General features: G+C 60.6%; 10 protein-coding genes. 8 read left to right on the forward strand and 2 right to left on the reverse strand.

What is annotated here, in order from left to right; genetic code table 11:
- Nucleotides 1–49: 49 nt before the first annotated feature.
- Complete coding sequence (locus ACFOGH_RS07735) at nucleotides 50–724, reverse strand: hypothetical protein (RefSeq protein WP_380072494.1); 675 nt, start codon at nucleotides 722–724, stop codon at nucleotides 50–52.
- 411 nt (nucleotides 725–1,135) lie between these two features.
- Between ACFOGH_RS07735 and pepT the strand changes: the two genes are divergently transcribed.
- From pepT to ACFOGH_RS07750, 3 genes are all read left to right on the forward strand, one after another.
- Nucleotides 1,136–2,371, forward strand: a complete 1,236-nt coding sequence (gene pepT / locus ACFOGH_RS07740; RefSeq protein ID WP_380072495.1) for a peptidase T — start codon at nucleotides 1,136–1,138, stop codon at nucleotides 2,369–2,371.
- A 79-nt stretch (nucleotides 2,372–2,450) separates the two neighbouring features.
- Nucleotides 2,451–3,122, forward strand: coding sequence for a class I SAM-dependent methyltransferase (locus ACFOGH_RS07745; protein WP_380072496.1), 672 nt, complete (start codon nucleotides 2,451–2,453; stop codon nucleotides 3,120–3,122).
- 71 nt (nucleotides 3,123–3,193) lie between these two features.
- Nucleotides 3,194–4,390, forward strand: coding sequence for a hypothetical protein (locus tag ACFOGH_RS07750; protein WP_380072497.1), 1,197 nt, complete (start codon nucleotides 3,194–3,196; stop codon nucleotides 4,388–4,390).
- Here the strand turns inward: ACFOGH_RS07750 and ACFOGH_RS07755 are convergent, their stop codons facing one another.
- Nucleotides 4,391–5,386, reverse strand: coding sequence for a glycosyltransferase family 2 protein (locus ACFOGH_RS07755; RefSeq protein ID WP_380072498.1), 996 nt, complete (start codon nucleotides 5,384–5,386; stop codon nucleotides 4,391–4,393).
- A gap of 220 nt (nucleotides 5,387–5,606) precedes the next feature.
- Here ACFOGH_RS07755 and sucC point away from each other — a divergent pair, with 220 nt between their 5' ends.
- The 5 genes from sucC to odhB are packed head-to-tail and all read left to right on the forward strand — an operon-like array spanning nucleotide 5,607 to nucleotide 12,470.
- On the forward strand, nucleotides 5,607–6,800 hold the full coding sequence (gene sucC, locus ACFOGH_RS07760; protein WP_380072499.1) for an ADP-forming succinate--CoA ligase subunit beta: 1,194 nt from the start codon (nucleotides 5,607–5,609) through the stop codon (nucleotides 6,798–6,800).
- A gap of 4 nt (nucleotides 6,801–6,804) precedes the next feature.
- A complete protein-coding gene (gene sucD / locus ACFOGH_RS07765) occupies nucleotides 6,805–7,689 on the forward strand; it encodes a succinate--CoA ligase subunit alpha (RefSeq protein ID WP_380072500.1) in 885 nt (294 codons plus the stop codon).
- 2 nt (nucleotides 7,690–7,691) lie between these two features.
- A complete protein-coding gene (locus tag ACFOGH_RS07770; RefSeq protein WP_380072501.1) occupies nucleotides 7,692–8,249 on the forward strand; it encodes a DUF805 domain-containing protein in 558 nt (185 codons plus the stop codon).
- Nucleotides 8,246–11,197 (forward strand): 2-oxoglutarate dehydrogenase E1 component, encoded by a 2,952-nt coding sequence (locus ACFOGH_RS07775; protein WP_380072502.1) that lies wholly within the window; start codon nucleotides 8,246–8,248, stop codon nucleotides 11,195–11,197. The genes ACFOGH_RS07770 and ACFOGH_RS07775 overlap by 4 nt, the downstream gene beginning before the upstream one ends.
- Before the next feature lie 34 nt (nucleotides 11,198–11,231).
- The gene (gene odhB / locus ACFOGH_RS07780; RefSeq protein ID WP_380072503.1) at nucleotides 11,232–12,470 is read left to right on the forward strand and encodes a 2-oxoglutarate dehydrogenase complex dihydrolipoyllysine-residue succinyltransferase; all 1,239 of its coding nucleotides are present in this window, start codon (nucleotides 11,232–11,234) and stop codon (nucleotides 12,468–12,470) included.
- Nucleotides 12,471–12,493 lie beyond the last annotated feature (23 nt).

Raw genomic sequence — 12,493 nt, forward strand, 5'->3', positions numbered from 1 at the left:
GCCCCGAAAAGGGCGCGCATTTCATGTGTGCAGGCGCGAAGTGATCCTGTCAGAGTTTCGGCAATTCATAATCGTCACAAAACCCCCAGCGCATCGTCAGGCCTTCCTCAAGAAAATCAGTCGCCCCATCTGCGCCGATACGCGCATTTGTCGTGTCGGCCACGCCTTCGGCCGCTGCCGCACGCTGGGCGACGGCAAACATCGGGTCCGCCCTGTCGACCACCGTCATATCCGTGAGGCCCGTCGCGCGGTATTGGATTCCCGTGTTGTAGTGATAGACCGGGATGCCAAACTTGTAGCGTGCCGTGACATTGCAAAACGCGATCGCCTTGGCTGTGCTGAACGGCGGCGCGCTGACCCAAGCCTGCCGAGCTGTGCCAAAGGTCACATTGCTGCCGTTTTCTTGCACAAATGCGCCATCCTCTGACTTTCGCTGTGCGACGCCATCCACCGAAACCTCTGCCACGCTACGGTAGGCAACTCCGTTGCGGCCAAGATTTTCGACATGAGTCTGCTGGACGGAAACGATGACGTCGCCAAAAGCGTATGTCCGGCTTTGCTCGGTATGCACAACCGACCGCAGGCCCAGTTTGACCATCAATTCATCAAAATTGCTGGCACCCATCAAAAACAGCACAAACGACAGCACACCGCCAAAACTGATCGCGCCAAGCCAGCCAAATCCAAAGCGCCGGGTGGTTTTCGTGCCAGAAATCTCGTTCATTCCCTACCCCCGATAGGTCAACAGTCTTAAAACACCGGCGTGCGAAGCCTTTTAGCTGAAGGCCTCGCGCAACGATTCATGTTTTGCGTTAGAAAGTGGTAAAAATTGGATGCAATCGCGTCCTATTCCGGCGGCGTTGCATTTTAATGGGTGCAGAATGGGCAGCAGCGCGACAACAATTCGGCGCGCCTACGGCACGCAGAACTTCGCGCGGGACACCGAGGCTGCCAAGGCCAAGCAACTTTTCAACCCGCCCCACGAGGGCTCAAACCTTAACAGATCCTTAAATCAACCACCTCAACCCATTGATAATAAATAACATAAAAAGGTCCCGAGTTGGGACCTCCCTGAAATCCCCTTGACACCCCCCGCCGCCTCGCCCCAACTCGCGCCAAACCGCAGGAGGCCCCAATGCCCGATTTCCACGCCGAACTCGAATCCCGCCTGATCCGCTACGCCGCGATTGACAGCCAATCCAGCGACGACAGCAGCGCCAGCCCATCGACAGAGATTCAATTCAAAATCCTGCGGCTTCTTGAGACCGAACTCAGCGACATCGGCGCGGCCGATGTCACCCTCACCCCCTATGGCACGGTTCTGGCAACGATCCCCGGCACCGCACCCGGCCCCACCATCGGCCTGCTCGCCCATGTCGACACCGCCCCGCAATTCAACGCCACCGGCGTGAAGCCCCGCGTGATCCGGGGCTACAACGGCGGCGCGATCAGCTTTCCCGATGATGCCACGCAGACCCTCTCGCCCGATCAGCACCCCTACCTTGCCAGCAAACAAGGCCATGACATCATCACCGCCTCGGGCCTGACCCTGCTTGGCGCCGATGACAAGGCGGGGGTGGCGATCCTGATGACCGCCGCGCGGCACCTGCTGGCCAACCCCGAAATCCCCCGCCCCACCCTGCGCCTTGCCTTTACCCCGGATGAAGAAATCGGCCGTGGCGTCCACCCCGATCTGCCGAAAGACCTGAAGGCCGATTTCGCCTATACCTTCGACGGCGGTGCTGTGGGCGAGATCGAGTATGAATCCTTTTCGGCCGACGGTGCGGTCGTGACCATCAAGGGCGTGTCGATCCACCCCGGTCTGGCCAAGGATAAACTCGTCAACGCCATCCATCTCGCCGCCAAGATCATACAGACGCTGCCGCAGGTCACGATGACGCCCGAGACCACCGACGGTCGCGAAGGCTTTATCCACGCCACCGACATGACCGGCGGCTCATCTGAAATGACCCTGAAATTCATCCTGCGCGACTTTGAGCGTGAAGGCCTTGCCGCCAAGGGCGCGCTGCTGCAACAGGTCTGCGCCGCCGTCGCCGCTACTGAGCCGCGCGCCGAAATCACCTGCACCATCCGCCCGCAATACCGCAACATGCGCTACTGGCTGGAAAAGGACATGACTCCGGTGGAGCTTGCCCGCACCGCCGCCCGCAGTCTTGGCATCGAGCCGGTGTCGGTGCCGATCCGCGGCGGCACCGATGGCTCTCGCCTGACCGAGATGGGCATCCCATGCCCCAATCTGTTCACCGGCATGCAGAACATCCACGGCCCGCTGGAATGGGTCTCGGTTCAGGATATGGGGCAGGCCACGGAGTTCTGCCTCGCGCTGGTGCAGCAGGCTGCGAAACCCTGACTTCCGGTTTCATCTGTCCATAAGTATCCCACGGGGGTCCGGGGGTGTGAAACCCCCGGCTTTTGTGACATAGAACGCCATGGCCCAACACATCTCGCCCTACCACGCCCCGGATTTCTTCACCGATGCTCTTGCCAAGGGCCGTCACCGCGACATCGTTGGCGGGCGGTGGGAGGAGACGGGGAATTTCCAGATGGAAATCCTGATCGAAGCGGGCCTGATGCCGCAGCATCACTTGCTGGATATTGGCGCGGGGTCGCTGCGGCTAGGCTGTCTTGCGGCGCCCTATCTGCACGTGGGGCATTACTGGGCCACCGATCTGTCGGGTGCCTTGATGCGGCGCGGGTATGAGGCCGAGATTGCCGACAAGACTTGGCTCGATCCGAAACATCTGATCGAGGATGGTAATTTCAACTTTCCCGGCGTGCCCGATACCATCACCCACGCGATCTGTTTTGCGGTCTTCACGCATCTGCCCGCCAACCACCTGCGCCGCGCGCTGATACAGACTCGCGCGCGCTTTCCGGCGCTGCAAAAGCTGCTGTTCACCGTGTTTCTGGCCCCCGATCCCGGCGCGAGCCTTGCCCCGTTCCGGCAGGTGGACGGGGTTGTCACCCACGACACCCGCGCGCCCTATCACATGCTGGCCGAGGATGTGCTGCACTTGGCCCGCGCCTCGGGCTTTGCGGTGACGCAGCGCGAGATGTGGTTGCCGCGCGGGCAGGTGTTGTTTGAGGCCGCACCGATCTAGGGTCTGGATTCCCGCAGTTGCGGCGGGATGCCAATCCGCGCAGGCTGTGGTCAAGCCAACCGGAGATTACCATGCGTTACGCTTTGCCCTTGCTGTTTTGCCTTGCCGCGCCGTTGCAGGCGGAAACCATCAGCGCCGAGATCGGGCGCACAGGCTTGGGTGCCACCGAAACCCGGCTAGCCGCGCTGCCAACCCCCAGCGATGCCGAGCGTTTTGCCTTGGGCGGCGTGCGGTTTCTGGGCGCGGTCGAGGCGGCCTTGCAACTGCGCTACAGTGCAGGCTTGACCGACCGCACCGGGATGCTGCCCTTTCTGCGTCTGCCGCTGGAAGACAATCCCGCGCCGCAAGCCTTTCAACCCGCGATGATTTCCGATCTGTTTCGGGACGTGGATGCGCGGCTGGCGCAGGCGCGCGCACCGTTGGCAGGCATTGCGGAAGCCTCTGATTTCCAACTGGAGATCAACTTTGCCGATCTGTGGTTTGACATCAACGCCAACAAGGCGCGGGATACCGGCGAGGATGCGATGGCGGTGCTGGGGCCGATGCTGCTCGGTTGGCAATGGGACAGCCGCGATCCGGCAACCCCGGCCCCGGTGGTGAAATTCGACGCAGCCGATGCGGCCTGGCTGTCTGCCTATACACATCTTTTGCAGGGCGTCAGCGCAATCGTGCTGGCCTATGACCCAACCGAGCCGATCGACCGCATCCTGAAAACTCATGCCAAGATGCAAAGCCTGGGTGGCGTCAGCCCCAGTTTCATCACGGGCGCGGGTGGTGCTGGCCTTGATGAGTTGGACGTGATCGCCATCGTCATCGCATCGTTGCAGCAACAGCCCGCACCTGCGCAGATGGCTGCCGCCCAGCAACATTTTCTGGATATGATCGCCGACAACCGCCGCTTCTGGGCTGCGGTGGCCTTGGAAACCGATGATGCCGCCGAATGGCTGCCAAACGACAAGCAGCATTCGGCCTTGGGCCTGACGCTGCCGCCTGACACTGGCAAAGTCTGGCTGTCGGTGCTGGAAGATGCGGAGGCCTTGCTGAAGGGAGATAAACTCGCGCCCTATTGGCGGCAGGAAGGTGGGGCTGGGGTGAATATCGCCAAGGTTTTCAGCGATCCCCGCCCTGCCGATCTAGCAGGCTGGATTCAGGGCTGGGCCGCAGCGCCCTATCTGGAAAGCGGCCTGCTGGTCAGTGCGCAGAACTGGAGCGCGTTTGAGCAGATGGTGGGTGGTGAGGCGATGCTGCTGTCGTTCTACCTGAACTGATCACGCCAGATCGGGCGCATGGTCGCGCAGGAATGCGGCGTGACGCTGGCGCAGGCGTGCGTCGAAGCCTGCCACCGAAAGATCAGGCGCAAGACCTGCGGCTGCCAGAACCGGGCGCGGGTCGAAGCGGGCTTCGTCTAGGCAGGCCAGCTTGCGCAATCGCGCCATCTGATCGGGATCGAGGTTTTTCAGCACGGAAACCAGTTCTTCGCGCAGCGCCACATCGCTGATCGACTCGCGCAGGGAAAGGAACTGCGTGCTGCGGGCCGCGCCATGTCTGTTGCTGCCGCCATGTTCAGGCTCTGCGGCGCGGCGCAGCAGTTTCAGGGTGAAATGCAACCGCGTCAGCCCATCGAAATGCAAAAGGCGCGTAGTCTGGATCACCCGATGCACCGGCTTGTGCGTGGGGGCATGCAGGCCCATCCGCAAGCCCGCCCCCACCCGCGACAAGGCCTTGCCCGCCTTGTGCCCGGTCAGGCCATAATGGAAAAACCCTGTCATATCGCCGTAAACGTCGGGCCCGTTCTGGCCAAAATCGGGCAAGGCGTGGCGGAATACGCCCGAAAAAATATCCGCGCCGATCTCGCCCTTTGGATAGGCGCGCTCGGCCACCAGCAGACGGAGATACATCGCCTCGGGCGGGGCCTCTGCCAAGGCCTGCGTCACCGCTGCACCATCGCGCACGAATTCATCGCCATCAGCATGCAGCAACCAATCGGCATCTGTCTCGGCATAGACTTTGCGGGCATTGTAAAGCTGGCGCGCGGTGTGGATCAGCGGGCGTTTGCGTTTATCAGTCGCCGCCCAATAGGCATCGTCACAGACCGTCACGCTGCACCTTGGCAGTCGCGCCAGCATCGCCTCTGCCTCGGCGTCGGGGTGATCGAGGAACACATGCACCCGCTCTGCGCCCTGTGCGATGTGATGCGCCGCGAAAGTGGCCACCAATGGCGCTGGCTCGTCCACAGTGGTGACAACGGCCCAAGTTGGTTTCATCGAACTGTTGCCATCCCGCTTTACATCCCTTTTTCAACAATGCCGGGCGTTAGCGCCAACGGCAAGCCCTGATAAACTTAAGCAATCCCTTCATGTGATCACAATTTTTTTGCGTGTGATCACAAATGTCGGATTTCCGCCGATGCCTGCCAATTCGTGTTTTCTTCTTGCCTGATTTTATGCCACACCGCCTTCAAATCCAAGCTGATGGGACACATCCATGAACATCCATGAATATCAGGCCAAGGCTCTGCTGCGCAGCTACGGCATCCCGGTGTCTGATGGTCGCGCCGTGACGAAGGCTGAAGAAGCCAAGACCGCCGCGGGCGAACTTGATGGTCCGCTCTGGGTGGTCAAGGCGCAAATCCACGCCGGGGGCCGCGGCAAGGGCCATTTTGTCGAGCCTGAGGCGGGCGAAAAAGGCGGCGTGCGACTGGCACGCTCAGTGGGTGAGGCGGCAGAGTTTGCGCGGCAAATGCTGGGGCGGACCTTGGTGACGGTGCAGACCGGCCCGGTCGGCAAGCAGGTCAACCGCATCTATATCGAAGACGGCAGCGATATTGAGCGTGAGTTGTATCTGGCGCTGCTGATTGATCGGCAGACTAGCCGTATCTCGATTGTATGTTCCACCGAAGGCGGCATGTCGATTGAAGACGTGGCCCACGACACCCCTGAAAAGATCCTGTCGTTCAGCGTCGATCCGGCCTCGGGCTATTCCGATTTCCACGGCCGCCGTGTTGCCTTCGCGCTGGGGCTGACGGGCAATCAGGTGAAGCAATGCGTCGGCATCGTGAAGAACCTGTATAAGCTGTTCGTCGAAAAAGACATGGACATGCTGGAAATCAACCCGCTGTGCGTGCTGAAAGACGGCAACATGAAGCTGCTCGACGCCAAGATGAGCTTTGACGGCAACGCGATGTATCGCCACCCCGATATTGCGGCGCTGCGCGATGAGACAGAAGAAGACCCGAAAGAGCTGGCGGCGTCGAAGTTCGACCTGAACTATATTGCGCTGGATGGCGAGATTGGCTGCATGGTCAACGGCGCGGGTCTGGCGATGGCCACGATGGACATCATCAAGCTATACGGGGCCGAACCTGCCAACTTTCTGGACGTGGGCGGCGGTGCCACCAAGGAAAAAGTCACCGAGGCGTTCAAGATCATCACCTCTGATCCTAACGTTAAAGGCATCCTCGTCAACATCTTCGGTGGCATCATGCGCTGCGACATCATCGCCGAGGGCGTGATCGCGGCGGTGAAAGAAGTTGGCCTGAAAGTGCCGCTGGTGGTGCGCCTTGAGGGCACCAATGTCGAGTTGGGCAAGGAAATCATCCGCAACTCGGGCCTGAACGTGATCGCGGCGGACGATCTGAAAGATGGCGCTGAAAAGATCGTCAAAGCGGTGAAGGGATAACAACATGTCGGTTCTGGTAAACTCCAACACCCGTGTCATCTGCCAAGGCTTCACTGGCAGCCAAGGCACATTCCACTCGGAACAGGCCATCGCTTACGGCACCAAGATGGTTGGCGGCGTGACCCCCGGCAAGGGCGGCAGCAGCCACCTGAACCTGCCGGTGTTTGATTCCGTGCATGAGGCCCGCGCGGTCACAGGTGCCAATGCATCGGTGATCTATGTGCCACCGCCCTTCGCGGCTGACTCCATCCTTGAGGCGATTGATGCCGAGATGGAGTTGATCGTGGCGATCACCGAAGGCATCCCGGTGCTGGACATGATGAAGGTCAAGCGCGCACTGATCAATTCGAAGTCGCGCCTGATCGGGCCGAACTGCCCCGGCGTGATGACGCCCGGTGAATGCAAGATCGGCATCATGCCGGGCAGCATTTTCTCGAAGGGGTCGGTGGGCGTGGTCAGCCGTTCCGGCACGCTGACCTATGAGGCAGTGAAGCAGACGACCGACGTGGGTTTGGGCCAAACCTCGGCCATCGGCATCGGCGGCGATCCGATCAAAGGCTCGGAGCATATTGATATCCTTGAGATGTTCCTGGCCGACCCTGACACGCATTCGATCATCATGATCGGGGAAATCGGCGGTTCTGCCGAGGAAGAAGCAGCGCAGTTCCTGGCCGATGAGAAAAAACGTGGCCGCTGGAAACCCACCGCGGGCTTTATCGCTGGCCGCACCGCCCCTCCGGGCCGCCGCATGGGCCATGCCGGTGCTATCGTCGCCGGTGGCAAGGGCGACGCGGAAAGCAAGATCGAGGCGATGAAAATGGCCGGGATCGTGGTGGCCGACAGCCCGGCGAACTTGGGCGAGGCTGTGTTGAAAGCGATCAAGGGCTGAGCATGGACGCGGTGCAAATCATCTCGGACGCCTTTCGCAAGGCGTTCCAGATCTCCGGGCGGGCCAACCGCTCGGAGTTTGTTCCGTTTATATGTTTGGCAATTCTAGCCCTGCTTGCCGTCAATGCCCTTCAGTCTAGCTTACTTCTGATGCGCTTCGCGGATACGTTGAAAATTAGCGGCGAATACGACTCCGGCGTGATGAAATTTTTGCGCGCGATACCTGTGCTTTGCTGCGTCGGCATCGCAAGTGCGTTGTTTTCTTCCGTTGTTCGCCGCTTTCACGACCTTGGGCTTTCGATGCTATGGGCCGCCGCGCTTTATTTGCTTCCTATACTTGCAGTTGGCTTGCCGATGTTGCTGGCGTTCATCAGCCTTCTGATCTGGCCCAAGACAGGGGCCGGCGACGATGGGCGGGGGATCGGCAGCGCAATTCTCGCTGGATATCTTCTTACAGGCGCGCTGGTAATCGACATCATCGCTATGTGTTTTCTATGCTTCACACCTTCCCAACCGGGTCCCAACCGCTTTGGTCCCAACCCGTCAGAGGTAACATCATGACCGAACAATCCCCCAACAGCCAATTCCACGCCTCCAGCTTCCTGCAAGGCGCGAATGCGGATTATATTGACCAACTCGCCGCCGCCTATGCCGCGGACCCTGCGTCGGTTGATGCGCAATGGGCGGATTTCTTCCGCTCACTGGCTGAGCCAGAGATGGACGCCAAGCGGCAGGCCACAGGCCCCTCGTGGGTGCGTGCCGATTGGCCGCCCACGCCTTCGGATGACATTACCGGGGCGTTGACAGGGGAATGGCCGGCAGCGGCAGAGCCGAAGGGTGCTGCCAAGAAGATCGTTGAAAAGGCTGTGGAAAAGGGTGTCAGCCTGTCGGATGCGCAAGTGCAACGGGCGGTGCTGGATAGCATCCGCGCCATCATGATCATCCGCGCCTACCGCATCCGCGGCCATCTGGCCGCCGATCTTGACCCGCTGGCGATGACCGAGCGTGGCAACCACCCGGAGCTTGACCCCGCCTCTTACGGGTTTGAGGAAGCCGATATGGATCGACCGATCTTCATCGACAACGTGCTGGGCCTGGAAATGGCCTCGATGCGGCAGATCATCGACATCGTGAAGCGCACCTATTGCGGCACCTTTGCGCTGCAATTCATGCATATCTCTGACCCGGCGCAGGCAGCTTGGCTGAAAGAGCGGATCGAAGGCTACGGCAAGGAAATCGCCTTTACGCGTGAGGGCCGCAAGGCGATCCTGAACAAGCTGGTCGAGGCTGAGGGCTACGAAAAATTCCTGCATGTCAAATACATGGGCACCAAGCGCTTTGGTCTGGATGGCGCCGAGGCGCTGATCCCGGCGATGGAGGCGATCATCAAGCGCGGTGGCGCGATGGGCGTGCGCGAGGTGATTTTCGGGATGCCGCACCGGGGCCGTCTGAACGTGCTGGCCAATGTGATGCAAAAGCCTTACCGCGCGATCTTCAACGAATTTCAGGGCGGCAGCTTCAAGCCGGAAGAAGTCGATGGCTCAGGCGATGTGAAATATCACCTTGGCGCGTCCAGCGACCGGACGTTTGACGGCAACACCGTGCACCTATCTCTGACAGCCAACCCCAGCCACCTCGAGGCGGTGAACCCAGTGGTGCTGGGCAAGGTCCGCGCCAAGCAGGATCAGTTCGGCGATACCGAGCGCAGCCAAGTGCTGCCCGTGCTGCTGCACGGCGATGCGGCGTTTGCGGGGCAAGGTGTGGTTGCCGAATGCTTTGGTCTGTCGGGTCTGAAAGGCCACCGCACCGGCGGGACCATTCATATCATCGTCAACAACCAGATCGGCTTTACCACGGCCCCCGCCTACAGCCGCTCGTCGCCCTACCCCACCGATATCGCGCTGATGGTGGAAGCACCGATTTTCCACGTCAACGGTGACGACCCAGAGGCCGTGGTGCATGCCGCGAAAGTGGCGACCGAATTCCGCCAGACCTTCCACAAGGATGTGGTGCTGGATATCTTCTGCTACCGCCGCTTTGGTCACAACGAAGGCGACGAGCCGATGTTCACCAACCCGGCGATGTACACCACCATCCGCAAGCAAAAGACCACCTTGCAGCTTTACACCGACCGCCTGGTTGCCGATGGCCTGATCCCGGAAGGCGAGATCGAAGATATGAAGGCAGCGTTCCAGGCCCGCCTGAATGAGGAGTTCGAGGTCGGCAAGGATTTCAAACCCAACAAGGCCGATTGGCTGGATGGGCGCTGGAAAGCCATGAAAACCAAGGATCTGGACAATTACCAGCGCGGTGAAACCTGGATCAAACCCGAAACCATGGCCGAGGTGGGCGCGGCGCTCACTCGCGTGCCGGAAGGTTTTGATATTCACAAGACCGTCGCGCGGCAGTTGGACGCCAAGAAGAAGATGTTCGAGACTGGCAGCGGCTTTGACTGGGCCACCGCCGAGGCTTTGGCCTTTGGCAGCTTGCAAGTTGAGGGCTTTCCGGTGCGGCTGTCGGGGCAGGACTGCACCCGTGGCACGTTCAGCCAGCGGCATTCCGCCTTCATCGACCAGACCACCGAAGAACGCCACTACCCGCTCAACCACATCCGTCCCGGCCAAGCCCGCTATGAAGTCATCGACTCCATGCTGTCGGAATACGCCGTGCTGGGTTTTGAATACGGCTATTCGCTGTCCGAACCCAATGCGCTGACGATGTGGGAAGCGCAGTTTGGCGATTTCGCCAATGGTGCGCAGATCATGTTTGATCAGTTCATCAACTCGGGCGAAAGCAAGTGGCTGCGGATGTCGGGGCTGGTGTGCCTGCTGCCGCACGGCTTTGAAGGTCAGGGGCCGGAGCATTCTTCGGCCCGGTTGGAACGCTTCTTGCAGATGTCGGCGCATGACAACTGGATCGTTGCGAACTGCACGACGCCGTCGAACTACTTCCACATCCTGCGCCGCCAGATGCACCGCGACTTCCGCAAGCCGCTGATCCTGATGACGCCGAAATCCCTCCTGCGGCACCCGATGGCGATCTCGGATGCGTCCGATTTCACCGATGGCAGCTATTTCCATCGCGTGCTGTGGGATGATGCGCAGAAGGGTCATTCGGAAACCAAGCTGAACGCCGATGATGCGATCAAGCGGGTCGTGCTGTGTTCCGGCAAGGTCTATTATGATCTGCTGGCGGAACGCGATGCACGTGGGCTGACCGACACCTATCTGCTAAGGGTCGAACAGCTTTACCCGGTGCCGAAGCAATCGCTGACCGCTGAACTGTCGCGGTTCAAAGGTGCGGAATGGGTCTGGTGTCAGGAAGAACCGAAGAACATGGGCGCGTGGAGCCATATCGAGCCGGAACTGGAATCGCTGCTGATCAACATCGGCGCGACCAATACCCGCGCGCGCTATGCCGGCCGTGCGGCCTCGGCCTCGCCCGCGACGGGTCTGGCCTCCAAGCATAAATTCGAACAGCAAACCCTGGTCAACGAAGCGCTCGGCTGACCGATTATAACGCGCCGACGCGCAGGAGATGGAAATGACGGATGTAATGGTGCCCTCGCTGGGCGAAAGCGTCTCGGAAGCCACGGTTTCGACCTGGTTCAAAAAGCCGGGCGATGTGGTCAAGCAAGACGAGATGCTGTGCGAGCTTGAAACTGATAAAGTCTCGGTCGAAGTGCCCTCGCCGGTGTCGGGTGTGCTGGCCGAAATCATCGCGCCGGAAGGCACGACCGTTGCCGCCAATGCGCGGTTGGCGATTGTGACTGAAGGGGCCGCGGGTGCCGCCACTGCAGCGCCGATCCCGGCGAAGGTCGAAGAACCGAAATCCGTTGCGGCCGCTGCTGTCGGCTCGCCCGGTGCTGGCCCCGAAGTGGTCGCGCCGCGCGATGTGGAAAACGCGCCTTCGGCCAAGAAGGCGATGGCAGAGGCGGGTCTGTCCGCCGATCAGGTCCAAGGCACTGGCCGCGATGGCCGGGTGATGAAGGAAGACGTGGCACGCGCTGCGGCAGCGGCACCGCTTGCCGCAGCCCCTGCCCCCGCCGCCATTCCGCGCGCGCCGGTTCCGGCAGACGATGCCGCGCGTGAGGAGCGCGTCAAAATGACCCGCCTGCGCGCCACCATCGCGCGCCGCTTGAAAGACGCGCAAAACACCGCCGCCATGCTGACCACCTATAACGAGGTGGATATGTCCGGCATCATGTCTTTGCGTAATGAATACAAAGACATCTTTGAGAAAAAGCATGGCGTGAAGTTGGGATTCATGTCGTTCTTCGTCAAAGCCTGCACCCATGCGCTGAAAGAAATCCCGGAAGTGAATGCCGAGATTGACGGGCAGGATGTGGTCTACAAGAACTACGTCCATATGGGTGTCGCTGTGGGCACGCCGACTGGCCTTGTGGTGCCGGTGGTGCGCGATGCCGATCAGATGGGCTTTGCCGCGATCGAGAAGAAAATCTCGGAACTCGGCCTGCGCGCGCGGGATGGCAAGCTGTCGATGGCCGAGATGCAGGGCGGTTCGTTCACCATCTCGAACGGGGGGGTGTATGGCTCGCTGATGTCCTCGCCGATCCTGAACCCGCCGCAGTCGGGGATTCTGGGGATGCACAAAATCCAAGACCGCCCGGTCGTGGTCGCAGGCCAGATCGTGATCCGTCCGATGATGTATCTGGCTTTGTCCTACGATCACCGGGTTGTGGACGGCAAAGGGGCGGTGACGTTCCTTGTGCGCGTCAAGGAAGCGCTGGAAGATCCGCGTCGGTTGTTGATGGATTTGTAACCAGCAGCGGGCGGTCAGGCTTC

The organism is Cypionkella sinensis (genome assembly GCF_042646385.1).
In the GTDB taxonomy this organism is placed as follows: Bacteria; Pseudomonadota; Alphaproteobacteria; order Rhodobacterales; family Rhodobacteraceae; genus Cypionkella; species Cypionkella sinensis.

Bases quoted from the DNA above. Each gene is read 5' to 3' on its own strand.
- ACFOGH_RS07735 (WP_380072494.1), bottom strand. From the start codon at position 724: ATGAACGAGATTTCTGGCACGAAAACCACCCGGCGCTTTGGATTTGGC.
- pepT (WP_380072495.1), top strand. From the start codon at position 1,136: ATGCCCGATTTCCACGCCGAACTCGAATCCCGCCTGATCCGCTACGCC.
- ACFOGH_RS07745 (WP_380072496.1), top strand. From the start codon at position 2,451: ATGGCCCAACACATCTCGCCCTACCACGCCCCGGATTTCTTCACCGAT.
- ACFOGH_RS07750 (WP_380072497.1), top strand. From the start codon at position 3,194: ATGCGTTACGCTTTGCCCTTGCTGTTTTGCCTTGCCGCGCCGTTGCAG.
- ACFOGH_RS07755 (WP_380072498.1), bottom strand. From the start codon at position 5,386: ATGAAACCAACTTGGGCCGTTGTCACCACTGTGGACGAGCCAGCGCCA.
- sucC (WP_380072499.1), top strand. From the start codon at position 5,607: ATGAACATCCATGAATATCAGGCCAAGGCTCTGCTGCGCAGCTACGGC.
- sucD (WP_380072500.1), top strand. From the start codon at position 6,805: ATGTCGGTTCTGGTAAACTCCAACACCCGTGTCATCTGCCAAGGCTTC.
- ACFOGH_RS07770 (WP_380072501.1), top strand. From the start codon at position 7,692: ATGGACGCGGTGCAAATCATCTCGGACGCCTTTCGCAAGGCGTTCCAG.
- ACFOGH_RS07775 (WP_380072502.1), top strand. From the start codon at position 8,246: ATGACCGAACAATCCCCCAACAGCCAATTCCACGCCTCCAGCTTCCTG.
- odhB (WP_380072503.1), top strand. From the start codon at position 11,232: ATGACGGATGTAATGGTGCCCTCGCTGGGCGAAAGCGTCTCGGAAGCC.